The organism is Rhodococcus sp. MEB064 (genome assembly GCF_000834565.1).
Taxonomy (GTDB): Bacteria; Actinomycetota; Actinomycetes; order Mycobacteriales; family Mycobacteriaceae; genus Rhodococcoides.
In genome coordinates this window covers 101,399-125,253 of sequence record NZ_JXQS01000018.1, presented here as the reverse complement: position 1 = coordinate 125,253, position 23,855 = coordinate 101,399, and the positions used below count along the sequence as shown (strand labels likewise).

The window sequence follows — 23,855 nt, the reverse complement described above, 5'->3', positions numbered from 1 at the left end:
CGACCCGAGACTGGTGACCGGCTCACTCGACGCCGATCGTCACCTCGGTGGACTTGACGAACGCGGTTGCGTGCTGACCCACTTCGAGGCCGAGGTCTTCGGCCGCCTCTCGTGTGATCGAGGACGTGACGGTCTGGTCGCCGCCGTCGAGACGTAGCTTCACGGTCGCCATCACGCTACCGAGAGTGACCTCGGTGATGGTGCCGACGAGCTGGTTGCGAGTGGACAGTCGCATGATGAATCCTCCTGTGAGAACGACGTTGTGACGACTTCGGGAAACTGGATAGTACCAACGGCGCAGGGTCGCAACACGTGCCGCAGTGTCGATGCCGCGTGCCCGTGTTCACTGCGCCGGCGCACTTACTCCGGAGTGTGCATCGCGTCCACGCGTGCGGGCACGTTCTTGTGCCAGGGGGTGGCCGAGTACTCGTCGCGGCGGGCAGCATCGGTCAACTCGTTGGGTGCCACACCCACGCGGGCCGAACCGGGAAGGTCGAGTCCGAACCCGTTCGGCAGGGCGATGTGGCCGGGCTGCATGGTGTCCGTGATCTCCACATGTGCCATCGCTGAACCCTTGGCAGTCGTGATCCGGACAGTGGAACCTTCGGAGAGACCGAGCTTCTCGGCATCGAAGGGGCAGATGCGCAAGGCGCCGTTTCCGCCCCGCTTGCGCCACGTGTCATCACGGAAGATTGTGTTCGCGGTGAACGCGCGTCGCTCGCCGGCGGAGAGAACGAACGGGAATTCGTCGCTGACATGGGACGGGTTCTTGCCCGTCAACGCCGTCAACGACTCCAGCAGGGGTGTGATGGCCAGCTGTATCGGTCGGTTCGCAGCGGGAACATAGTTCCACGCTCCACCGTCGAGATCGTCCACGGTGATCTCGACGCCTGATCTGGTCTCCAGGATCGCGGTGAACAGCGCCTCGGCGTTGCGATGGCCTGCTGCGCGGACCGAGTCGGGATGTTCGTGGAAAACTTTCTGGGACAACGCCCACATGACCGAGGCCGATGTCGCGCCGTTCGGGAGCGTGGGCCCCAGTGTCGCGTAGAGCAGGTATGCGGCGACCGGGACGCACCTCTTGTCCAGTCTGAGCAGCGCGAGAAAAACGACGCCGTACACCTTGTGACCGAGCTTCAGCGCTCCGCGCAGCAGCGCGAGCCACCACGGTTCGATCAGCCCGAGAGCGTCGATCAGTCGTGCGTAGATCTCGGGTTCGGGCAAGGTGCCCGGCAGCGGGTCCAGAATCGGCGCCCGGAGCTGAAAACTGTTGCGTGGGAACTCCAGACTGAAGAAGGTTGCCTCCCACTTCTCGAACTGGCTGGACGCGGGCAGCACGTAATCTGCGCACCGTGCGGTCTCCGTCATGGCGACATCGATCACGAGGCTGAACTCGAGGTCCTCCATGGCTTGCCGGAAACTCGCCGAGTCGGCCATCGAATGCGCCGGGTTGGACGACTCGATCACCATCGCCCGGAATCTTGCGGGGTGATCGTTCGACACCTCCTCCGCGATGGCGTTTCCCGGAACCAGCCCGCCGAACATCGGAGTGCCGTGGACCGGTGTGTGCTTCACGTCCAGCGAGTAGTTCACCACCGGCGCCATCCACGAGTGATTCTGCATGGCACCACTTTTCGCGAAATTTCCGGTGATCAGCCAGATGAGCTTCTCGAGGTAGGACACCAAGGTGCTGTTGGGGCTCTGCTGCACTCCGAGATCCTCGTACACCGAGACGCTGTCCGCTGTCCCGATGAGATGCGCCGCTCGTCTGATCGACGACTCGTCCACCCCGCACGTCCGCGCGTACGCCGAGACGTCGAGTCCGCGGACAGCGGCCACGATCTGCTCGACACCGGCCGTGTGCTCACGGAGGAAGGCGTGGTCCATCATTCCGTCGTCGATGATGACGGCGAGAACGGCAGCGAGGCACCAGGCATCGGTTCCCGGCTTGACCTGAAGATGGAGGTCGGCGCGCTCCGCTGTGTCCGTGCGTACCGGGTCCAGAACGATCATCGACCTGTTCGGGTCCTTGCCGATCTCCTGCAACACGGTGCGCGCCCGAGCGACACCGTGAGACTGCCACGGATTCTTTCCGAGAAAGACGCTCACCTGCGCACGATCGAAGTCGCCCACCGTGTGCCCACCGGTGAGGTGCGCGTCCACCCAGGCTTCACCGGTCTTCTCCTGCGCGATGGCGTTCGATCTGTACCTCGCGCCGAGTCCGCGCATCATGGCACCGGCGTACGCGCCACCCAGATGGTTTCCCTGTCCTCCACCCCCGCAGAAGAAGATGCTCTCGCCGCCGTGTTCGTCGCGTACCGCCCGCAGACGGTGTGCGATCTCGCCGATCGCCGTGTCCCAGTCGACCGGGCTGTAGGTGCCGTCGGTCTCACGTCGCATGGGGGTGTCCAGTCGAGACCCGCCGTTCTGGTAATGATCCAGTCGTAGCGCTTTGTTACACGTGTACCCCAGCGACTTGGGGTGCTCTTTGTCGCCACGTATCTTGGCGATACTCCGGCCCTCCATGGAGACAGTGATACCGCAGTTGTTCTCGCACAGAATGCATGCGGTCTTCTGCCAGCCGGGGCCGTTCTCGTCCGTCACGGTCGTCTCCAGTCGTTGTATGTGATGAAGCACGGATCGTCGCCGCGCGTGATCGCCGGGGGTGGGTCTTCCCGGTCGCGAATCGCTTCGAGCAGCGTCATTTCGCCCCGATGAACAACGCTGCCCGGACCGAGTGGCGATGACAAGGGGTGTGAGTACACGATCAGGTCGGAAATGCTGTGCACGCGCACACATCACTCATCCAGCCGACTGTCGCTTCGAGATACGTTGCGCCGCACGCGATCCTCTGTATTATGGCGATATACATAGAAGGGGATTTTTCATGACTTACGTGGTGGCAGAGCCGTGCGTCGATGTTCTGGACAGGGCCTGCATCGAGGAGTGTCCGGTCGACTGCATGTATCAGGGTGACCGCATGCTCTACATCCATCCGGACGAATGCGTCGACTGCGGAGCGTGTGAACCTGTGTGTCCGGTAGAGGCAATCTTCTACGAGGAGGATGTTCCCGCGCAGTGGTCCGCGTACATCTCGACCAACGTGGACTTCTTCGACATCATCGGATCCCCCGGTGGCGCAGCAAAATTCGGTGCCACCGGCGTGGACACGGACCTCGTGTCCGCTGTCGTCGTCGGCTCACCATCGCCGTGATGCCGTCGGCACCGAGCCTTCGGACGGTGGAGCAGCATCGAAGGATCATCGCCGGCCTGATCTCGCGCACGCCGACAGTGCTGACGCCGCTGGCGGCGGCAACGGGACTCGTCCTTGCCGAGGAGGTGAACGCGTCGATCCCGCTTCCGCCGTTCGACAACTCCGCTGTCGACGGATATGCGGTGCATGCCCAGGACGTGGCCGCCGCCGGATCGGACGCGCTGGTCCGGCTCCCGGTGTCCCACCTGATACCCGCAGGTCACCCGATACCGGAAGAGCTGCGCGCGGGAACGGTGGCGCGCATCATGACCGGCGCCCCGCTTCCTGCCGGGGCCGATGCGGTGGTGCCGGTGGAGGACGCTCGGTACGACGGCCTGCAGGTGGCGTTTCGTCGTCCCAGCACGCTCGGCGCGCACGTGCGGCGGACCGGCGAGGACGTCATGCCTCCCGAGCGGCTCTTCGGTGCGGGGACGGTCCTGACACCGTTGCGGATCGGACTACTGGCAGCGTCCGGCGTGGGGCAGGTTCTCGTGCATCGCCGAATCCGTGTCGCCGTGGTGTCGACCGGAGCCGAGATCGTCGACGCCTCCACTCCCCTGCGGCACGGTTCGATCCACGATGCGAACTCGGCACTCCTGTCTGCCGCAGTCGAAGACTGCGGGGCCGAACTCGTCGCGTGTGTCGCCGTGCCGGATTCGGTGGACCGGCTCAGCGCACACCTCGAAGACCTCGGAGCACGGGCGGACGTCGTCATCACCTCGGGCGGAGTCAGCGTGGGGGATCACGAGGTGGTCAAGCAGACGCTCACGCCCCACGGCGTACTCTTCGCCGGCGTGTCGATGTCGCCCGGGCGACCGCAGGGTGCCGGGACCGCCTTCGGTACGACCCTGCTGACGTTTCCGGGCAACCCCCTCGCGGCCTACGCCTCGTTCGAGATCTTCGCGCGGCCGATTCTCCGGCGCGCCATGGGTCTGGTGCCGGACAACCGTCCCACCGTGCGGATGCCGCTGGCCCACCCGATGGCCAGGAGGCCTGGCCGACACACGCTGGATCTCGCCGCCGAACGCCCTGACGGGTCGCTCGCCCTGCTCACCGGTTCGGGACGACACGGACTCGGGGCGGTGCGGGAGGCGCGCTGTCTCGTGGAGCTGGACGGCGAAGTTCCTTCGCTCGACGCCGGAGAGACGGTCACGGCGATTGTGCTCTGACCGGGGCGCCCGCGTCGGATCACCACCACGAGTGGAAGGAATCGTTCATGCTCGAGAGCAGCACAACCAGCGGATCGCAGAAGACGGACTGCCCGCCGTATCGACACACCTCTGCCGCTACGCACAGAACTGATTCAGCATCCGGCGTGAGCGACAGGCACCTGAGGCCAACGGTTCTCGCCCGGATCTCGAGCGACCCGATCGATCCCGCGGGGGTCTCCGACGCCGTGGCCGGTCCGGAACATGGTGCCGTGCTGGTGTTCTGGGGAGTCGTGCGCGACCACGACCACGACGAGTCGGTATCCGCACTCGAATACCGAGCCCACCCCGACGCCGTGAAGTTCCACCGTCGCTGCTGCGAGGACGCGGCCGCGTCGTCCGGCCTGCCGGCAGCGGCCGTCCATCGCGTCGGCGACCTGACGATCGGCGACACTGCTCTCGTTGCCGCGGTCGCGTCCCCTCACCGCGCCGAGGCGTTCGCAGCGTTGCAGGCCTTGGTCGACCGGATCAAGACGGAGGTGCCCATCTGGAAGCGCCAGCAGTTCGCCGCCGGCACCAGCGAATGGGTGGGTCTCTGACGTGGCGCTCACACGGAGTCGCGCTCGACCACTCCCGCGACGTCGGGACCCACCTCGGGAACCTCGCGGCCATCCAGCAACGCGGTGACCACGTCGACGACGAAGCCGGCACTCGCCGCCACGTCCAGGGTCACCATAGTTAGGGCGGGGAACGCGAGAGCCGCTGCGGAAGAATCGTTCACGCCGATGACGGCCAGGTCTCTCGGCACCTCGAGGCCGGCGTCGCGCGCTCCGGCGAGAACGGCGAGCGCGGTCAACGCATCGTGCGCGCAGACGGCGGTGACCGGAGCCGGCCCCTCCCGCCACGTCGAGACAGCGTCGCCGGCGAGACCTCGATCGAGCGGAACACGCACGGCGACCGGGGCGGTCAGTCCCTTTTCGGCGCAGACACGTTCCAGCGCGCGCAGACGGAGCGTCGCAGCTGGGGACAAACGGTCGTCGTCGGGCACCGCGTAACCGAGCGTTCGATGGCCGGCTCGACGCAGCCGATCGACCTGCAGGCGGGCGATTCGATCCTCGCGAGGTCCGGTGACCCACCGACCGATGGCGTCGGGCCCGGTCAGCGAGGCCGTCACCCCGACACCATTGCGCCGCAGACGATCCGCGTCCGTGCCATCGAGCGTCCACGCAATGACCGCCGCGGGTGTCACCGCCGTCCAGGCCGAGCCGCCCGGAAGATCGGTGGACGGCACAGTCATCAAGGTCAGTCCGGTACGGCCGAAGTCGTGCGACAGATGCTCCACCAGTTCCCCGACGTCCGAGGACAAGGGAAGTGCCGGAGGAAGGATCATCAACACCACGTCGCTGCGCCCCCGGCTCAGAGCGCGTGCCTCCGCGAACGGCGCGTACGACAACCGTGCCGCTGCGTCGAGCACACGGCGACGCGTCTCCTCGGGGAGCACCTTGTGCGGAGCGTCGTTCAACACGAAGCTCACCGTCGTCCGCGAGACACCGGCCTCCCGCGCGACGTCGGCGCTCGTCGCACGCCGCCCGCGCCCGGCGCTCACCGCATCGTCCATGAGCTCATCCTGTCATCCGGCCTTGCGCGGCTGTAAGTCCGTCTCTACTCTGACATGCGGTAACACGCGTTACTGACACGGGTTACCACACCCCGAACGTCTGGAGTCGACCCATGACCCATCCCGTCGTATCCGAGATGACGGCGGAGGAGAAGGCGCACCTACTCAGCGGTCGAGACTTCTGGTCCACCCACTCGGTCGAGAGACTCGGCATCACGTCCGTGACGATGACCGACGGTCCGCACGGAGTCCGGTTGCAACGACGTTCCGATGAATCGGGCACGCCCGCGACCTGCTTCCCTCTGGCCGCAGCCGTGGGTGCGAGCTGGGATCCCGCCGTCGCGCGCGCGATCGGTGCGGCGATCGCGATCGAGGCGCGCGCGCAGGGCGTCGGCATCGTTCTGGGGCCGGGGGTGAACATCAAGCGATCACCGCTGTGCGGGCGGAACTTCGAGTACTACTCCGAGGATCCCCTGCTGTCCGGCGTCCTCGGCGCAGCCCACGTAGAGGGTCAGCAAGCGGAGGGAGTTGGGGCGTCGGTCAAGCACTTCGCGGCCAACAATCAGGAGACGGACCGCATGCAGATCAGTGCCGACGTCGACGAGAGGACGTTGCGCGAGATCTATCTCCCGGCCTTCGAGCGGGTGGTCACCGAGTCCGCTCCTGCCACCGTCATGGCCGCCTACAACAGGATCAACGGCACACCCGCATCGGCGAACACCTGGCTGCTGACGGACGTCCTCAGGGGCGAGTGGGGATTTCGGGGTGCGGTGGTCTCCGACTGGGGAGCGGTCGCCGATCCCGTCGCATCGGTCCGGGCGGGTCTCGACCTCCAGATGCCCGGAACCGGCGGCAGAAGTGCACGCCTGATACTCGATGCGCTGGCCGACGGGTCGCTCGACGAGACCGTCGTCGACAGGGCCGCCGCGCGTGTGCTCGAACTCGGTCGCGGCGCCGCGGAGATGGACGACCGCGACGTCGACTTCGCAGCTCATCATGCGCTGGCCAGAACTCTCGCCTCAGAATGCGCGGTACTCCTGACCAACGATGGCACTCTCCCACTGCACCAAGGCACCAGGATCGCGGTGATCGGCGAATTCGCCCGGACTCCCCGCTTCCAGGGCAGCGGAAGCTCACGCGTGGCAGCTGTCGATGTCGACGAGCCACTCGCCTGTCTGCGCGAACTCGCCTCGATGCGCGACTGCGACGTCACCTTCGCACCGGGATTCACTCTCGACGACGCCCCGTCGACCGAGGCGGCCACCGCACTCCGCGCGGAGGCCGTGGCTACCGCGAGCGCAGCAGAGGTCGCGGTGATCTTTGCCGGACTACCCGACACCGCCGAATCCGAAGGGTTCGATCGCTCGACGACGCTCCTGCCCGAGCAGCAATCTGCGCTGATCACCGCGGTGGCGGCCGCCGCACCTCGCACCGTCGTCGTACTCGCGCACGGCGGAGTGGTGACCATGGAGGAATGGCACGACGACGTTCACGCCGTCCTGGACGTGTCGTTGGCCGGCGAGGCCGCCGGTGGTGCGGTAGCCGACCTGCTGTTCGGCGTCGCGAACCCGTCGGGCCGACTGGCGGAGACCATCCCGGTACGCCTGTCGGACACTCCCTCCTACACCAACTTCCCCGGAGAACAGGGGCATGTCCGCTACGGCGAGGGTGTCATGGTCGGATATCGCTGGCACGAAACTGCGGAGCGCCCTGCTCGACACCCGTTCGGACACGGGCTGTCCTACACCACCTTCGGGGTCGACGACCTGACTGTCACAGCGGTCGGCGACGACAGTGCCACGGTGACGGTGACGGTCCGCAACACCGGCCGGCTGGCCGGTTCCGAGGTCGTGCAGATCTATGTCTCCACCACCGCCGGCCCCGTTCGCCGTCCCGTACGTGAGCTCCGGTCCTTCACGAAGATTCGCCTCGAACCGGGCGAGAGTCACCGAGTCGAGTTCTCGTTGTCGCGACGAGCGTTCGCGTACTGGGACATTCGTCGCCACGGCTGGGTAGTGGCGCCCGGTGACTACACCGTCCAGGTGTGCCGGGACGCTGCGACGGTGCTGACAGATCAGGTCGTCACTCTCACCGGCGACCACACCGCGGCAGCACTGACTCTGCAGTCCACTGTCGAGACCTGGACGACGCACCCGCAGATCGGACCCGAGTTGCTCGAGTTGCTTGCACAGGTGCCACCCGATCGTGGACTCCCCGAGATCACACCCGAACTGCTCCGCATGGTCGGCTCCATGCCGATGCAGAAGATCGTCGACATGCTCGGCGACGTCCTACCGGCCCCGGTACTCGACGAGATGATGACACGCACCGAGACGGAGGCATGATGACCGACAGAGCGAGCGTCGTGATGCGCACTGCGGGATCGCTGGCCGGGATGCGCGCACGACGGCGAGAGGGCAGGCCCGTCGACCTCGACGCGGAGAGACGCAGTATCGACAGGATCACGGGTCTCCTGAGAGCCCCGCGGGGTGTGAACGTCACCTCGGAGCATCGCGGAGGAGTACCCGTCGTACGCCTGTCCTCCGGCGCAGCGCAGAGCGGTGTCGTGCTGTACCTGCACGGAGGTGCCTACGTACTCGGGGACGCCCGGCAAGGCCTCACCGTCGGATTCCTCGCCGCTCGCGGCGGTCTGGACGTGGTGAGTGTCGACTATCGGCTCGCACCCGAACACCCCTGTCCTGCAGCGGTGGACGACGCCCTGTCCGTCTACGAGGACCTCGTGGTATCCGTCGGGGCGCGGAACGTGATCGTCGTAGGCGAATCCGCAGGCGGTGGACTGGCACTGCTGATGCTGCAACGGGCCAGGAACCGCGGTGTGGTTATGCCGGCCGGTCTGGCCGTGGCCTTTCCCTGGGCCGACCTGACCATGAGCGGTGCCAGCATCGTCGGCAACAGTGGCCGAGACATGCTCACCCGATCCGAACTCGTCCGCGAGGCAGCGTGGTTCGCCGGCGAACGCGATCTCCACGACCCGGCAGTGTCCCCGATCCACGGATCGTTCAGGACGTTCCCACCCACCATGATCTCGGTCGGTACGCGAGACCTCCTGCTCGACGACTCGCGCGCGGTCACCCGCGCCATGCGTTCCGACGGCGTCGACGTCGATCTGGTCGAATACCCCGGCGCAATACACGGATTCACCGCTCTGCCGTCACCCGAACAACGGCGTCATAGACGCCACCTGCTCGCTTTCGTATCGACACACTTGCCCGCACCATCCGACAGCACAGGAGCAGCCATGGCCGTCGCCGACACACCCCCCGGCAGGCGCCGTTACGCCGCTCTCGGTCACGTGGTGCGCGTGATCACCCATCTCCCGGGACCGATTCGAGAGCGGTTGTTGGACAGCATGACCGGCTCCATCACCGGCGATCTGCCACCGGTCCCCGATCTGGTCCGTCTACTCGACGCGGCGGGCGGCATGCCGAACGGGAAAAGATGGAAGAACAGGCTCCTCGCGAGCGAACCGCACCTGAAGACCGTGCGTACGAGGGACCTCGTCGCCGACACCGGCGGTCGGTTACGCGCGCGCCTCTACCTTCCGCCCGCGGGTGGGCCCGAGGCGACCGCGGCGTTCGTCTGGGTCCACGGCGGCGCCTTCCTGGTGGGCGGCCTCGATCAGGAGGAAGCGCACTGGCCCGCCATCGAACTCGCTGCCTCCGGTATCCCCGTCCTGTCCGTCGACTACCGCATGTGCCTAGGCGGCGTGAGCTACCCCGCGCCGCAGGACGACGTGCTCACCGCATGGAGATGGGCGGTCGCTCACGCTGACGAGATCGGTGTCGACCCCACCGCACTGCACCTCGGCGGGGGCAGCGCGGGCGCCTGCCTCGTCGCCGGCGCGACCCTGCGACTGCGAGACGCCGGAGAACCTCTCCCCGCATCCCTGTACTTGGGGTATCCAGTTCTGCAGGCGCATCTTCCGCCGCCCACTCCCGACATGGCCGAGGCGATGGCGGCCCACGACATCATCGACGACGCGTGGGTCGAGGCCATGGTGCGGCACTGGGCCGGTTCGACGCCGATCGACTCTCCCTACGTGTCACCGGGGCTGGCAGACGTGCGTGGACTTCCGCCGACCTACGTCATGAGCTGCGGGCTGGACAGCCTGCGGCGCGCCAGCGAACCGTTCGCGGCGCGCCTGCGTGAGAACGGCGTACCCGTTCAGCACGACGTGTTCGCCGAATCCGAGCACGCGCCGCTCGACCGGCCCGGAACACCCGACGGTATTCGAGCCGTGAAGCGACTCCGAGAGTGGTTGGCGGGCGGCTACGTAGTCCGGGACCTGACCCAATTCGACTAAGACTTCAGTTCCTTGCCCCGGACTTCTGCGGCTTCGCGGATATGAACGCCGCAGTCGAGATCAGCGCGGTAATCGATGAACATATAGACCGCCACGCCGACTAAGGAATAAATCGTCGGTGTTGCAGCGGCTTGCACACATCCCCCGGCTAGCACCGCCGGTGCGGTGTCGCACGAGCAGATGCAGCAACTCTTAGCACCTGCATCTCGTGACCTGTCCCATACGACGGCGCTTCTCCAGTGGCTTGTTACAAAAAACTTGCACGTGTGTTGTCTGCTGTCGGGCGGTCTCGACTGCCGTCGCGGTCATCACTCATTCGAGGGGTTTTTCGTTGTCGTTCCGTCTCTCCACGTTCCGCCGCCGCTCCGCGTTGGTGTCTCTGGTCGCGCTTGTCACTACCGTTTCCGTTCTCGCAGCCGGGACCGCGTCGGCTCAACCGTTTCCGTTTCCTTTCCCTGATGCCGGCTCGTCCGGGGCCGGTTCGTCCGGCACGGGATCGTCCGATGGCGGCGGCTCGTCCGGGCCCACGACGCCTCCGACCACGACACCGGTCGATCCGGACCCGTCGGCGCCGGGAGCAAGTGGCCCGTTGCTCTCGCCTGTCCCGGGCGAACCGATTCTCGGGGTTCCCATCGAGACACTGTCGAACAACCCTGCGGGGTTCATCACCGTTGACGGTGTGGCGGTTCCCGACGTCACCGACTCGCAGAACCTCCTGATCGCGGTCATCGACGCCAAGACGCGCAAGCTGGTCCAGTACGGCACGCAGCCCAACAACTCGGGTGGGCTCGCGTCGTTCCTCTCGATCGTGAACAGCTGGGTGAACAGAGCCGACACCATCGTCGTCGTGAGCGGCATGAACGGCATACGAAACGCCGGCCGTGATTCCCTCGTCGCGCAGCTCGCGGCCTCGCTCGGGAGTTCTCCCTTGTCCCGCGGCGACCTCGACCGGATGGAGGTCGGCGCACCGTTCTCCATGGTAGGCAAGGCCGGCGCCGATGCCGGAGTCGCCTACACGCGGGTGGGGACGCGGGTCGGCGATCGTGTGGGCGGTGACATCACCGGCCTGTTGCGGTGGAACACCACCCGCGACGCATCCCGCTACGACTTCACACCGCCGCCGCCGTTGACGTACTCCACACGTACGGAGGGCGATTCCGGCACTGCGGTCACCATGACCATCGGCGACAAGCACTACACCTCCACACCCACCGGCAGCGACGGATTTGCCATCCGCGGGTTCGATTCGCAGACGTTGGCGCCGGTGTACGACACCACCGTCGCCACGTCCGACCCGGCGGGCAACCGAGCACTCAGCGACAAGCTGGTCGAAGTGGCCGCAAGGACCGACGACGCCGGACGGCCCTACGTCGTCATCGTCCAGAGCTTCGGTCGCCCCCGGCCGACCCCGGAGTGGCAGGCAGGTGCCGACGCACTGGTCCGCTTGGGCGGATCCCGCATCACCTTCTTGAGCCTGGACGGCGCCAGCGACTACACCCTCGTCGGTGGTCGATCGACCGGCCCCGCCGCGGTGGAGATGGGCGCGCGCATCAAACAGCCCGGACCCGCCGTTGGATTGCTCGGACTCGGTCACGACTACGGATACCTGCCCCAGATCTCCGGACCGGTGGGCGCGGTGGACACCCGCCAGAGCGCCATCATGTACCAGCAGCCCTACACCGCGGGCAACGCCCGAACCCCGTCGTTCCCGGCGATCAACGCTGACGCGGAGGCCTACATTGGCTCGCAGGCTGGCGTCGTCGGGTGCACCCCCACCTCAGCGTGCAGCATCCGTGAGAAGTTCCGCACAAATTACACAGCGGACTGGCCCACCTTCGCGCGAAAATTGGCCGGGCCCATGACCCGCCCGGCCGATGCGTCGTTCAGCGAGGCCGACTACGAGACGGCGCTCACCCAACTGCGCAAGGAGGTCGACTATTTCAACGCTGTGAGGACCTACTTCACCGCCACCCAGAATGCGATGGGGCTCATCCGGAACGACGCGGCGACGAGCGCGAAGACGTTTGGAGACGAGATCGTCTCCGCCGTGGATGCGTCCACCGACGCCCCGGTCGCCCAGGACGGTTTCAAGATCCTGAGCGCCATCATGGGCATTGCGTTGCTGATCACGCCCGAGCTGAAAGCGGTGTGGGGGCCCATCTCGGCGATATACGGACTCACCTCCACCGTCTCCGGCACCACGCCGGGTAACGCTGTCGCCAATCCTGTTCGAGTGCGCGCCGGGGACTTGTCCACGCGAGTGCAGGACGCTCTCGCGGGCGCCACCTACGGATTCACATCCGTCGCCATGGTCATGGTGTCCGACTACGGGAAGCTCGAAGCCGCATACACCGAGATTCAGAGCGAACGGTGGAAGGCTCCTGCCGCGGACGAACTACTCGTCGACACCAAGAAGGGCATCAAGGTCTGGTTTGCGAAGAACCTCGTGCCGCTCGCGTACCCATGGCTGGTGCGCGGAACGCCACCCGGCGTCGGTCCCACGACTGTCAACGCTCTCAGTTGCGGCACCGAGTACGACAACCTGGCTGAGGAATATTTCGCGTACTACCCGTGGAAGAACATGCCCGCGAACGCTCAGATGCTTGCCACGTGGAGCTTCGGTGCCGGCGGGACCGTTGTCCCCTGGAACATGTTCTTCACCAGGAACCGGCCCGAGATGGGCCGATTCTACGAAACCCGCAATTCCATCGGCCAGGGGCTCGCCAACACCCTCTTCGGAGGCGGAGACCGACAATTGGGGATTGATCTTTACGACTTCATGAGCCCGCGATACTTCGGCCCGGAGATGCACCAGGCGAATCATCGCGCGGACCGGTGTGATCTGTTCTGACGACGACCCTCGGGCGGTACCCATGTGTCGCCTCGGTGCACGATCGCACTGAACCCCTCTCACGTTCATAGCTATGGCGATCGCGCCCGTGCTGCACATCGTCGGCGATCGACACACGCAATCACATGTACCTAGAGGGACAAATACACTTCGCGCGGACACCTCGACCCTGAGGATTGTTGTGACATTGCAAAAAAATTGCAGTCGTCGATCACAGTTTCTCCGACCACCATCAACACCTGAGCCGAACCCACTGGGATGACTCACAGTCGAAGGACTTCCATGATCCGTCGTTTCCGCATTCTCGCGGCCGCCATCGCTGTCGCGGCCGCCATGACCGGCTCCCTCGTCGCGCCCACCGCCATCGCCTCGGCCGACCCTGTCCAGTCGACAGCGCAGAGCAAGTACTTCAACACACACATCCGCGTAGCCGACGGACCGCAGGGATCCCCGCAGTGCTACCGCAACGCTAGGTTCAGCTACGAAGGAAGTCGTTGCGAGGACTCGGGGTTCTACGACGCCGGGCACACCGCCGGGTTCAACAACATCGATGGCCGCGTGTACTACGGCGGGTACCCCGGCGGCACGGAACTGGTGTTCACGACCAAGTCCGGGTCGGTGCTCAAGGGCACCATCCCCAGTCGCAAGTCCGGCGACTTCACCATCACCGAGTTCAACGTCCCCGAGTTCGGAACTTTGGCACGACCTGGACAGAAGTTGTTCTTGAACGTCAAATCGGAGGGCCCCGGCCTGACCGGCGATGCGTGGCAGGACTTCTACCTCACTGGCAACCTCGACATCGTCTCGCCCCCCACCGGCGGTAACGGCGGCCTGTTCGGTGACTTCTTCGACGATCTGTCCGGCATCTTCGGCAGCTGATCCGGCACCGACCGAGAATGCCCCCTACCCCTCCGCGTGGGTAGGGGGCACTCGCGCCACCATCGATGAGCATCAGGAGAGTTTCATGCAAGCCCCAGCGGGACGGCGACATTCACCACCACGTGCACTGGTGGCCATCACCATTCTGGCAGCGGCGTTGCTGGCCGCAGCATGCTCTGCCGACTCCGAGGATCGCGCCGGGTTCGTCCCCGTACCCACCCGTGCTGCGCAACCCGCACCATCGTCGCCGACCCCCGGGTCTGCGATCGAGGTCGCCGACTTCACCGTCCTGCCCACCTTCGGATGCCTGGACGAAACACCACCCCGTGCACTCGTCACAGTGGGGTGGACCGCCCCATCCGCCACCGCCGTCGAGATCACCCTCGACGGACGTGTTCTCCCCGCAGGCATCGGAGATCAACTGCCCTATCAAGTTCCGGCCGGAGGGCCGACCGGCATAGGCGCCTCTGTCGTATTCGCCTGCGACGGTGCACCCGGCCACACCATCGACGTCACCTGGACTGCGGATGGCGTCGCCCCCGTCACCCGCACCGCCACCATCACCAAGGAGCCCACCGATGGCTGACCCGGCTTTCGCTCGTAGTGCCCTGAACCGTCGACAGTTCCTCGGCGCCGCCACAGCACTTCTCGGACTACCCCTCCTCGCCGGGACCACCCTCACCGCCTGCGCATCCGACTCCGACACCGACGCCGTCACCTGGTTCGAACCCGAGGTACGGCGCAGCAACGGTGGCACACTGTCCACCCAGCTTCGGGTGGCCGAAAGCGATGTGGCACTCGGCGGCAGCAGGATTCGAGCCGTCACGTACGAAGGCACCTACCCGGGCCCCACCCTCGACGTGCGCCCCGGCGACCGCATCGAGGTCGCCCTGATCAACGACATCGACGAACCCACCAACCTCCACACCCACGGCTGGCACGTCTCGCCGAAGCAACCCAGCGACGACGTCCTGCTGGCGATCGAACCCGGCGACACCTTCGACTACGCCTACGATCTCCCGGCCGACCATTCCGCCGGCACCTTCTGGTACCACTCGCACCAGCACACCCTCAGCGACACACAGGTTTTCGGCGGCCTGTTCGGAGCACTCGTCGTGCGCGGCGAACTGGACGACCTTCCCGGCGTCGCCGACCGCCCCGAGCGCCTTCTGATGATCAGCCAAACCCAGATCATCGACGGTGAGATGGTCCCCGGTGACAAGAGCTCGAACGACCTACAACAAACCCTGATCAACGGCACCTACCAACCCACCACCGACATCGCGCCCGGCGAGATTCAACGCTGGCGCATCATCAACGCCAGCTCGCTGTTCCTCCGCCTGCAACTCGACGGCCACCGCATGAACATGCTCGCCGTCGACGGGGATGCTCTCACCTCCGTCACCAGCCACGACATCATCGAAGTCATTCCCGGCGGACGCGCCGACGTCCTCATCGAGGGCGCCAATACCGGTACCTACCAACTCCGCTCACTGAGCTGGGAAGAATTCGGCCCCTACTACTCCTCGATGGTCCCGGCGCCGATGCCGCTGATGAACCTCGTCTCCCGCGGAGACACCCAGCAGCCGGCATCTCTGCCTACGACACTGCTGCCGTTCGACGACCTCCGCGCCGCCACCATCGACCGCCGCCGGGAATTCGTCTTCGAAGAACTCGAACCCCGCGGCACCGGCGACATGGGCCACTTCATGTACTACATCAATGGAACCACCTTCGACCACCACGTCGTCAACGAAACGATGATCCTGGGCGACACCGAGGAATGGCACTTCGTCAACCGCACCTACGAACCGCATCCGGTGCACATCCACGTCAATGACTTCCAGGTCGTCGCCATCAACGACGAACCCGTCGACCAACAGCACTACCGGGACACCGCGATGCTCCCACCGTTCGGATCACTCACCATTCGTCACAGATTCGAGGACTTCACCGGGCAGTTCGTCATGCACTGCCACATCCTCTTCCACGAGGATCACGGCATGATGCAACTCCTCGAAGTCGTCGAGCGTCCGGCATGACCGGCTCGAGTCCCACCCGCCGGTCCCCCGCTGTCGTCCTGCAAGTGGTCATCGGCATCGTGCTCGGGCCCGTCATCGCTTGGGTTCTGATCAACGCGCTCCCCATCAGCTCCGGGCGCGCTTCGGTCATCGCCGCTACCGGCATCGCCCTTGTCGTCGCAGCGGTCCTCTGGACTTCGGTGCGACGAGTTCGGCCCATGACCATCGCCTTCGCCGTTGCTGCGGCAGCGACGTGCCTGCTCGTCGGCCTCGTCGTCGCATCATGATCCCCTCTTCCGAAAGGTCTCCGATGACGACAAGCGCGGTACGCCGACGTCCCCTGCTGCGCGCGTTCCTCGGTGCGCTGGCCGTGCTGGCAACCTCGACGCTGGCCACTGCACCCGCGTCAGCCTCTCCGGTGAGCGACATACTCGACGGACTCGACCTCGGGTCCTCCAGTTTCGGCTCCCCGACAAGCCCACCGGGGTCCACCGCAGGCTTCAGCTACCCCGTCACCTTCAGGTACACGGGCAGCGTTCCTTTCACGTCAGCGCAGTTCGAGTTCGGTTATCCGGGGGCCTACAACAGCTGCGTGTTTCTGTCATCCGAAGGGTTCTTCGAGCAGCAGGACGCATTCCCCAGCACCAGGACGGCAACCTTCACCTTCCGTAAGAGCGGAAGCTGCTCGACGGCCACCGGAAACTTCCGTCTCACTCTGCGGTCGGAGGGCAGTCGTGATCGGTACACCGGCAACTTCCAGGTGGTCATGTTCGCCCCGTCGAGCGGCAACCCCACCACGACCGCCTGGACGCGATGCGCCGGGGAGCCAGACTACATTGTGCCCGGTTACACCGGTATACGTATGGGCTGCAACGCCGACGGCGTGCGCGGCGCTGACAGCGCTACCGTCGTCTACTCCTGATCACCGCTCGCACGGCACCTGCATGTCGTCGATTCTGTCGAGCAGTGCGGTGGCACCGCAGTGGTACGCGATCGAACGCGCCGTCCGAAGGTGTTCGGGGTCGATCTCTCGCCCGGACGCGATGTCGATTTGCGCCGCCAGAAGCAGACTCTCGGCCTCCCATACGCGAAACCCCCTCTGCCCATGAAGTTCTCGGGCTTTCACGACATGGCTCCGGGCCTCGTCCCACCGTCCCAGCGCCATGCAGACGTGCGCCAGATGGTGATCGACGACCCCTAGGACACCGGGAGTCAGCACGATGGTGTGCTCTGCGTAGGGGGCCAGCAGATCGAGTGCCTCCTCACAGACCGGGGTGACGCGTGTCAAGGCGGCCGCCCGCGCGGCCAGCACGACGGTGGTGAGCCACAGGATGCCGTCGGGAACTGCACTGAGGCGCCCATAGGCGAACCACCCCACGATATCTCGGGCACCATCGACATCGCCTATGTCGAACAGTGACAGTGCGATAGCGCCTCGGTAGGCAGGAATAGCGTCGAACTTCGGGGCCATATCTTCCCTCATGGCGGCTATCTCACCGAGGCCGCCGCGGAACATACGCAACTGGAGCAGTGCGGTCTTGTCTCGACCCCATGTGTGGAGACCCATCGGGGCGGGTGGAGGTTCGCGGACGGCGTCGTCGAAAATGGTCTCCGCGCGACCCAGATCGCCGGCGGTCACGAGGAGACCGACGCGCATGTAGTGCACCGTCCACGACGCCTCGGTGTCGATCGCCAGGCGGGAGGCGGACACCATGTCCAGGGCAATACCAGCTGCGTGGGTGTCCCCCATTTCCAGGTGGGCTCTGGCGAGAGTGACTGCCAGCGATGGGTCGAGGGTACGCTGCTCGGTATCGACGAGCACTTGCAATTCCGCCACAGCAGCGCGGCGCTCGTCGCGATATGCAGGCACGCGAAGGCCCGTGAGCACGGCGCGGAGGGCGTGCATCAGCGCGCCGCGGTCGGTGGATCGGCCGATCTGCGTCGCCCGCGCCAGCTGTGCGGCTCGGTGAGACCATCCCGACGACGTCCAGGTCATCTCCTCGGTGGCTGCGTCAGCAGTTCGGCGACCGCCGCGGTCCTACCGCGCCCGGCGCGATCGAGGGCGTCGAGGCCCGCGTAGAGGTGGCTCAGCCGCGTCGAATCCGGTTCGTACAACTGGAACAGCGCGATGCCGTCGATCACGTCGGAGGTCAGGGCATCGACGAGCAGGTCGAGATCACCCAGACCGTGGGCCATGTCGACGGCCTCGAACAGTGTGGCGCGGTACTCACGATCCAATGCCCGCCGCTGCGCCCGCCCCCGTCCGATGAGAAGCTCGCACCGGGTGCGGGTGTGCCCACGAGGAATCGACGCGGCCAACGCGCGGCGGTAGAACTCGGCGGCATCCTCGTATGCCGCAACGGAATACGACCGGTCCCCCGCACGGCGGAGGAAGTCGGCGGACGCCGCGCGGTCCGCGTCCAGCCCGCGCTCGAGGTGATCCGCCACCCGTGCCAGCTGGTCGACTGTCGAGGTGGCACCCACCGCGATCAGGGCCACGGCGAGCGCGGAATGGACCGCGGCACGTGTTGTTCCGGAGACGGTTCCGTCGACGACATCGACGATCAGCGCGTGGCGCATCGTCAACGCGTTGTCGACAGCGCCGACCAGGCCCGCATCCATCAGCTCGTCCAAGGCCGCGACGAATTGCAGATCGGTGCAATCGACGGCGTGTCGAACCACCTCGCGGGCGGTGTTCGATCCGGCGATGGCGCAGGCGGTGACAATGTCTCTCGCCGTGGATGTCAGCCGATGCAGCAACCAGAGCACCGCGTCGTCGAGGGACGATGGAGACGGCCCGTCGGGGTCTCGGCGACGCGCGTCGAGCACCGCCTCGACCAGAATCGGCAACCCCGATGTCCACCCGTGCAGCCACAGAGGGTCCAGGTCACTGCCGACGCGCCGCACCCACTCGGCGACGTCTTCCACAGCGAGAGCGGAGACACCGACAGACGTCACCTCGGACGGAGGAAGCGCGGAGCGCAGCGCGTCGGTGCTGCTGTGACTGCGGCCGGTGCCGCGCACGGTCACCACCACGCACAGACGTCGATGGGCGGCAGAATGCAACAGATACCGCAACACCGACAGCGTTGCGGGCGATGCCCACTGCAGGTCGTCGACGACGAACACCGTCACCGGACCTCGGTCGGGCCCGGTCAGCCAATGCTCCACCGCAGCCACCAGCATCGAGCGGTGGTCCGCTTCCGGCCCCTCCGCCGACCACTTCTCCGAGCCACCCCACCCGGTAGTCAACATCGACAGAATCGTCTGTCCTGCACTTTCACCTTGCCCCGTCGACGGGGAACCATCCGTATGAGGGTCGGATTCCCGCACGAACGCATCGATGAACGGTTCGAACGGAATCAGAGCGTTCATACTGCACCGCCCCACCAACACATCGGCTCCGGTGACAGCCGCGCGGCGGACAGCTTCGGCGACCAATGTCGTCTTTCCCGCACCCGCGTCACCGGCGACGACGACCAACCGTGCCCGACCCGCCGACGCGGCCGTTATCGCATTCTCGATCATGCGAAGTTCTCGTTCGACCCCCACCACGACGGTCCCCGGACCATTCGCATCCAACCGACGGGGCACGGCCACGGCAGCCGCATCCGAGCCGGCGAGTTCTCCCGCTTCGGGCCCATCAGGGACCACATCGACGGGTGCCAGGGAGACAGGCACCGGGTCGACCAGCAGCTCCGAGAACACGGCCTGTGTCTCCGCCGACATCTCGACACCGAGCTCGTTCGCCAGCACGGTACGACACTGTTGCGCCACACCCAGTGCCCGAGCTCTGTTCCCGAGCGCAGCGTGGGAACGCATTGCTACCCGATACGCCTCCTCGCAGAACGGATCCGCCTCCAGCAGCTCCTGCGACCTCCGTAGCGCATGGTCGTGGCGCCCGAGCTCCGCTGCCGCGACTGCATCGACTTCCAGCGCGCGCAATCGAATCCGGTCGAACACGCCGCGAACCTCGTCCGCCCACGGACTGTGCAGACCTTCGAGCGCCGGCGCGGCGAGCAGCCCCAACAGTCGAGAGGCCCGATGCGCACGATCGAGCGCAGCACTGTCCTCGCTGACTTCGAGATGTCGCCGAGCGAGGTCCAGGTCGACCTGCACCGACGGAGCCAACGACAGAAGAAGTGCCCCGGACCTACTGGTAAGAGTCGACCCGGCAAGAACGTCGGACTCGGTGAGCAGTTGGCGGACCTTGGAGATGACACTTCGCAGAGCTGCGGCCCAGGTGGTCGGGCGATCCTTCGACCAGACAGCAGTCGCCAGTTCTCCGTAGAGGACGGCTCGCCCGTTGTTCATGGCGAGGTATGCGAACACGGTCGCGCACCGCGGACCACCGAACGCGCGCACGTCGACAACACCTGAAATCCCCTGAACCCGAGGAGAACCGATCAGCCTGATCGCGGCGGCTTCCGAAAGGTGCACGTCCAAGAAACTATCGCACACAGCGCTGCGCGGTGTCCCAACTCGGCACCACACGGTGCGCACCGACGCCCGCGCTCGCGGTGCTCGATCGCAGCGCCCGGTGCTGTCCACATTATCGGGAGCAGACAATGTTTCCGGTCTGCCGCGGAAGACCGACCGCTGTTTTCGTATGCTCGAACCAAGCCCCCCAAATTCCGATGCCGGTTGTCGCGACGAGCAGTTCGGTCACCGCAGTACCCTCGCTCTTAAGTATTCAATAGTTTGAGTAGGGGCAGTCATGACGACCTTCCGCCAGGCGATCGATGCGCGAGATCTCGATGCCGTCGACGACATGTTGGCGAACGACGTCGTGTTCCGTAGCCCCGTGGCCTTCGCCCCCTACCAAGGGAAGGCCATAGTTTCCGCAATACTCAGGACCGTCCTTCAGGTGTTCGAAGGCTTTCACTACACCCGGGAGATCCACGACGCACACGGTCGAGACCACGCGCTCGTCTTCGAGGCGACAGTCGACGGGCTGTCCGTGACCGGGTGCGATTTCCTCCGGTACGACGACGAGGGTCGGATCGTCGACTTCATGGTGATGGTGAGACCACTGCGCGCAGCCGAGGCCCTCGCTGCTGCGATGGGCTCCCGCTTCGAGCAGATCAAAGCCGACGCCGTCGCACAGCGCACGGTGACATCATGACTCCCTCAGGTGTTCTGCGCCTCGCCTGGCTCAGCAGACATCGAGCACCGATCGTCCTCGCCCAGGGTATCCGGGTACGGCGCTCCACCCCACGCTTGCCCGCGGCACGCGGTCTGAAGGGTCGGATCGGCGGGACCGATGCGCGCGCTGTGCAACTCGTCGTGCTGGGCGAAAGCCTCGCCGCTGCCGTGGGAGTCGACCAGCATATCGACGCTCTCGGTGGTCAACTGGCGACGCGGATCAATACACGAACGAGTAGACCCGTCGAGTGGACGATCATCGGCAGATCCGGAGCAACCGCACACGAGGTCCTGGGCCTCGTCGACGACGCGGTGCTCGGGGCAGCCGACATCGTGGTCGTCTCGGTCGGTGTGAACGACACGAAGAATCTCCACTCACGAGCGACCTGGCGGGCTCAGTTGGCGGCATTGCTCGACCGCGTCATCGAGGCCTCCCCTCGGGCGGCGATCCTGTTCATCCCGCTCGCCCCACTTGGGGAGTTTCCGGCCCTGCCCGCGCCGCTGAAGACCGTGCTCGGGCGCCGCGCCGAAGAATTCAATGCCATCGCGGGCGAACTCATCACCATGCGTCCGCGAATTGTGTTGTCGGACGTAGCTTTCGAATCGTCACATCGAATGTTCGCCGCTGACGGATTTCACCCCTCGTCGGCGTTGCACGGGATCTTCGCCGACGGCGTCGTCACCGCACTCGACCGGGCCGGCGTCCACGGCGTGCTCGCGGCCACACGAACCTGACTGTTCCCCTATCGGTCTCGTCACTCGGACGACGGAGTCTCGCAGTGAACGGCGATCCGCCCGCATGCTGGTCCTGACATGGTCCGCAGTGTCGATGATTCGGATGCTGGGGCGAGCGGGTTTTCGCGAAGCGGTCGGCACTGCGACACAAGACTCCGAGGCGCCCAACAATGAGAGCCACCTGTTAGGCGCCGGATCCAAGTTCGGATCTGTATCACTCTGCCCTACAGAGTAATTCGGTGTAGACACCGAACGACCTCTTACCGCTCCCTCGCGGCCACAACGCATGGTCGGGCAGAACAGTACGAATGGACCACAGCTGGTGGTCGAAGACGTCGACCACCGCCGAGTACCGGGTCATGGGTAATTCTCTCGTCGGCGCGGCTCGGGCTCACCGGGTCCCGCACAGTTCCGATGCCGCCGGATCACGATGTCTTGCGTTATTAACTTTTTTGACTAATGTATTCGGTGTCCATGCCCATGAATCAAGGAGTCTCCGTGACACAGACCTCGACACCGCTGTACCTGCTCGGTCCGCTGGAACCTGCTCGGGCCGAGACGGACACCCGTGAACTCGACGTGATCGGCGCTCTACCCCCCGAGCTGTCCGGGATGTATGTCCGGAACGGACCCAACGCGCACCCCGGTGAGGACCCCGGGCACGCGTGGGCCGGACACGGGATGGTGCACGGAATTCGTGTCGAGGCCGGTCGGGCGACGTGGTACCGCAGCCGGTGGGTGGACACGACTCCTGCACCTGCAGGGTACGACTTCTTCGCTCCGGGCCGGGATCGATCCGTCACCGCTGCCAACACCAGCATCGTCCCCTACGCAGGGAGATTGCTTGCCTTGCAAGAAGCCGGGCTGCCCTACGAAGTGGACCGAGAGCTGAACACCGTCGGCGTGTTCGACTTCGACGGGCGGCTGACGACCGGCATGACCGCTCATCCGAAGTTCGACGCACGAGCGGGCGAACTGCACTTCTTCGACTCCTATCTTCCCGAGCAGCCACACCTGGTCCACCACGTCGCCTCCGCCGAGGGGGAACTGTTGCGCAGCACCGCCATCGAGCTTCCCGAAGTCCCGCTGATGCACGACTTCGCCCTCACCGAGCACTATGTGATCTTCTACGATCTGCCGGTCGTGGCGGACCCTGCGATAGCGAATGCGATGCCGTTCCGGTGGAGCGACGACCACGAGCCGCGCATCGGCGTCATGCCACGTAACGGCGTCGGCGCAGACACCATCTGGATCACCGTGGATCCCTGCTGGGTCATCCACACCGCCAACGCGCGCGAGGACTCGCAGGGGCGCATCGTGGTGGAAGGTAATCGCGTCGTTCCCGACCGATGGGACATCAGCTGGGCCAGGCTCGGCGGCTCTCTCGATCACGTACCGGGGAATCTCGACACCCGCAACCCCCTCCCCGAAGCCCATCTGCACCGCTGGACCCTCGATCTCGGGACCAGAACCGTACGAGAGGAAGCCCTCGACGACCGTGCCATCGAATTCCCCACCATCGACCTCGCCCGGGCAGGGTTGTCCCACGAGCACGTCTACGCGGTCGGTTACCCCAGAGTCGGCGGCGCCGACGGTTACGAGCTCATCAAGTACGACACGAGCACCGGAACCGACCAGGTACGCAGTTTCGGAACGAACCAGATCCCCGGCGAGGCCTACTTCGTCGCGGCTCCCGATGCATCCGCCGACGACGAGGGTTGGCTGTTCACACTGGTATCCGGTGTCGACGGAGGCGCCTCCGAGCTGATGGTGCTCGACGCCTCCGACTTCACCGGCCACCCCGTTGCGCGGATCGTGCTGCCCGAGCGTATTCCCTACGGATTTCACGGCAGTTGGGTTCCCGATCAGGTGCGGCACTGA

19 protein-coding genes are annotated in these 23,855 nt (G+C 65.7%); 14 read left to right on the top strand and 5 right to left on the bottom strand.

The genetic code is table 11. The features are described from left to right. Positions 1-22: 22 nt before the first annotated feature. A complete protein-coding gene (locus RU01_RS09905) occupies positions 23-235 on the bottom strand; it encodes a TOBE domain-containing protein (RefSeq protein ID WP_042574369.1) in 213 nt (70 codons plus the stop codon). Between the two features lie 125 nt (positions 236-360). Beyond that, positions 361-2,604 carry a molybdopterin-dependent oxidoreductase gene (locus RU01_RS09900; RefSeq protein ID WP_042574368.1) on the bottom strand — a complete coding sequence of 748 codons (2,244 nt, stop codon included), beginning with the start codon at positions 2,602-2,604 and terminating at the stop codon, positions 361-363. Between the two features lie 283 nt (positions 2,605-2,887). Here RU01_RS09900 and fdxA point away from each other — a divergent pair, with 283 nt between their 5' ends. From fdxA to RU01_RS09885, 3 genes are all read left to right on the top strand, one after another. Next, positions 2,888-3,214 (top strand): ferredoxin, encoded by a 327-nt coding sequence (gene fdxA, locus RU01_RS09895; RefSeq protein ID WP_042574367.1) that lies wholly within the window; start codon positions 2,888-2,890, stop codon positions 3,212-3,214. Positions 3,215-3,240: 26 nt separating this feature from the next. Beyond that, positions 3,241-4,422, top strand: coding sequence for a molybdopterin molybdotransferase MoeA (locus RU01_RS09890; protein WP_162245360.1), 1,182 nt, complete (start codon positions 3,241-3,243; stop codon positions 4,420-4,422). Positions 4,423-4,568: 146 nt separating this feature from the next. Next, the gene (locus tag RU01_RS09885) at positions 4,569-5,000 is read left to right on the top strand and encodes a molybdenum cofactor biosynthesis protein MoaE (protein ID WP_231568659.1); all 432 of its coding nucleotides are present in this window, start codon (positions 4,569-4,571) and stop codon (positions 4,998-5,000) included. Positions 5,001-5,008: 8 nt separating this feature from the next. Here the strand turns inward: RU01_RS09885 and RU01_RS09880 are convergent, their stop codons facing one another. Then, a complete protein-coding gene (locus RU01_RS09880; protein ID WP_042574365.1) occupies positions 5,009-6,019 on the bottom strand; it encodes a LacI family DNA-binding transcriptional regulator in 1,011 nt (336 codons plus the stop codon). Between the two features lie 113 nt (positions 6,020-6,132). Between RU01_RS09880 and RU01_RS09875 the strand changes: the two genes are divergently transcribed. The 8 genes from RU01_RS09875 (at position 6,133) to RU01_RS09835 (ending at position 17,016) form a co-directional block, all read left to right on the top strand. Then, a complete protein-coding gene (locus RU01_RS09875) occupies positions 6,133-8,364 on the top strand; it encodes a glycoside hydrolase family 3 C-terminal domain-containing protein (RefSeq protein WP_042574364.1) in 2,232 nt (743 codons plus the stop codon). Continuing rightward, the gene (locus tag RU01_RS22100) at positions 8,364-10,343 is read left to right on the top strand and encodes an alpha/beta hydrolase fold domain-containing protein (protein ID WP_197074728.1); all 1,980 of its coding nucleotides are present in this window, start codon (positions 8,364-8,366) and stop codon (positions 10,341-10,343) included. Before RU01_RS09875 ends, RU01_RS22100 begins: the two co-directional genes overlap by 1 nt. A 679-nt stretch (positions 10,344-11,022) precedes the next feature. After that, positions 11,023-13,194 carry a hypothetical protein gene (locus RU01_RS09860; RefSeq protein ID WP_156148865.1) on the top strand — a complete coding sequence of 724 codons (2,172 nt, stop codon included), beginning with the start codon at positions 11,023-11,025 and terminating at the stop codon, positions 13,192-13,194. 282 nt (positions 13,195-13,476) lie between these two features. Further along, positions 13,477-14,073 (top strand): hypothetical protein, encoded by a 597-nt coding sequence (locus tag RU01_RS09855; protein WP_042574362.1) that lies wholly within the window; start codon positions 13,477-13,479, stop codon positions 14,071-14,073. A gap of 85 nt (positions 14,074-14,158) precedes the next feature. Beyond that, complete coding sequence (locus RU01_RS09850) at positions 14,159-14,659, top strand: hypothetical protein (protein ID WP_156148864.1); 501 nt, start codon at positions 14,159-14,161, stop codon at positions 14,657-14,659. Beyond that, a complete protein-coding gene (locus tag RU01_RS09845; RefSeq protein ID WP_042574360.1) occupies positions 14,652-16,115 on the top strand; it encodes a multicopper oxidase family protein in 1,464 nt (487 codons plus the stop codon). The genes RU01_RS09850 and RU01_RS09845 overlap by 8 nt, the downstream gene beginning before the upstream one ends. Further along, positions 16,112-16,381 carry a hypothetical protein gene (locus RU01_RS09840; RefSeq protein ID WP_042574359.1) on the top strand — a complete coding sequence of 90 codons (270 nt, stop codon included), beginning with the start codon at positions 16,112-16,114 and terminating at the stop codon, positions 16,379-16,381. The genes RU01_RS09845 and RU01_RS09840 overlap by 4 nt, the downstream gene beginning before the upstream one ends. A 23-nt stretch (positions 16,382-16,404) precedes the next feature. After that, entirely contained in the window at positions 16,405-17,016 is a 612-nt protein-coding gene (locus RU01_RS09835; protein WP_042574358.1) for a hypothetical protein, read from the top strand. On the opposite strand, the gene RU01_RS09830 is transcribed toward RU01_RS09835, so the two are convergent. After that, positions 17,017-18,090 (bottom strand): hypothetical protein, encoded by a 1,074-nt coding sequence (locus RU01_RS09830; protein WP_052493210.1) that lies wholly within the window; start codon positions 18,088-18,090, stop codon positions 17,017-17,019. Further along, entirely contained in the window at positions 18,087-20,459 is a 2,373-nt protein-coding gene (locus RU01_RS09820; RefSeq protein WP_042574355.1) for an AAA family ATPase, read from the bottom strand. Before RU01_RS09820 ends, RU01_RS09830 begins: the two co-directional genes overlap by 4 nt. A 352-nt stretch (positions 20,460-20,811) precedes the next feature. On the opposite strand from RU01_RS09820, the gene RU01_RS09815 reads away from it, so the two are divergent. The 3 genes from RU01_RS09815 (at position 20,812) to RU01_RS09805 (ending at position 23,855) form a co-directional block, all read left to right on the top strand. After that, the gene (locus RU01_RS09815; RefSeq protein WP_042574354.1) at positions 20,812-21,219 is read left to right on the top strand and encodes a nuclear transport factor 2 family protein; all 408 of its coding nucleotides are present in this window, start codon (positions 20,812-20,814) and stop codon (positions 21,217-21,219) included. Continuing rightward, on the top strand, positions 21,216-21,974 hold the full coding sequence (locus tag RU01_RS09810; protein WP_042574353.1) for an SGNH/GDSL hydrolase family protein: 759 nt from the start codon (positions 21,216-21,218) through the stop codon (positions 21,972-21,974). Before RU01_RS09815 ends, RU01_RS09810 begins: the two co-directional genes overlap by 4 nt. 498 nt (positions 21,975-22,472) lie before the next feature. Beyond that, on the top strand, positions 22,473-23,855 hold the full coding sequence (locus tag RU01_RS09805) for a carotenoid oxygenase family protein (protein ID WP_197074727.1): 1,383 nt from the start codon (positions 22,473-22,475) through the stop codon (positions 23,853-23,855).

Excerpts from the sequence above, each read along its gene's own strand:
- RU01_RS09845 (WP_042574360.1), top strand. The coding sequence starts at position 14,652 with ATGGCTGACCCGGCTTTCGCTCGTAGTGCCCTGAACCGTCGACAGTTC.
- RU01_RS09815 (WP_042574354.1), top strand. The coding sequence starts at position 20,812 with ATGACGACCTTCCGCCAGGCGATCGATGCGCGAGATCTCGATGCCGTC.
- RU01_RS22100 (WP_197074728.1), top strand. The coding sequence starts at position 8,364 with ATGACCGACAGAGCGAGCGTCGTGATGCGCACTGCGGGATCGCTGGCC.
- RU01_RS09850 (WP_156148864.1), top strand. The coding sequence starts at position 14,159 with ATGCAAGCCCCAGCGGGACGGCGACATTCACCACCACGTGCACTGGTG.
- RU01_RS09875 (WP_042574364.1), top strand. The coding sequence starts at position 6,133 with ATGACCCATCCCGTCGTATCCGAGATGACGGCGGAGGAGAAGGCGCAC.
- RU01_RS09840 (WP_042574359.1), top strand. The coding sequence starts at position 16,112 with ATGACCGGCTCGAGTCCCACCCGCCGGTCCCCCGCTGTCGTCCTGCAA.
- fdxA (WP_042574367.1), top strand. The coding sequence starts at position 2,888 with ATGACTTACGTGGTGGCAGAGCCGTGCGTCGATGTTCTGGACAGGGCC.
- RU01_RS09905 (WP_042574369.1), bottom strand. The coding sequence starts at position 235 with ATGCGACTGTCCACTCGCAACCAGCTCGTCGGCACCATCACCGAGGTC.
- RU01_RS09810 (WP_042574353.1), top strand. The coding sequence starts at position 21,216 with ATGACTCCCTCAGGTGTTCTGCGCCTCGCCTGGCTCAGCAGACATCGA.
- RU01_RS09830 (WP_052493210.1), bottom strand. The coding sequence starts at position 18,090 with ATGACCTGGACGTCGTCGGGATGGTCTCACCGAGCCGCACAGCTGGCG.
- RU01_RS09835 (WP_042574358.1), top strand. The coding sequence starts at position 16,405 with ATGACGACAAGCGCGGTACGCCGACGTCCCCTGCTGCGCGCGTTCCTC.
- RU01_RS09855 (WP_042574362.1), top strand. The coding sequence starts at position 13,477 with ATGATCCGTCGTTTCCGCATTCTCGCGGCCGCCATCGCTGTCGCGGCC.
- RU01_RS09880 (WP_042574365.1), bottom strand. The coding sequence starts at position 6,019 with ATGGACGATGCGGTGAGCGCCGGGCGCGGGCGGCGTGCGACGAGCGCC.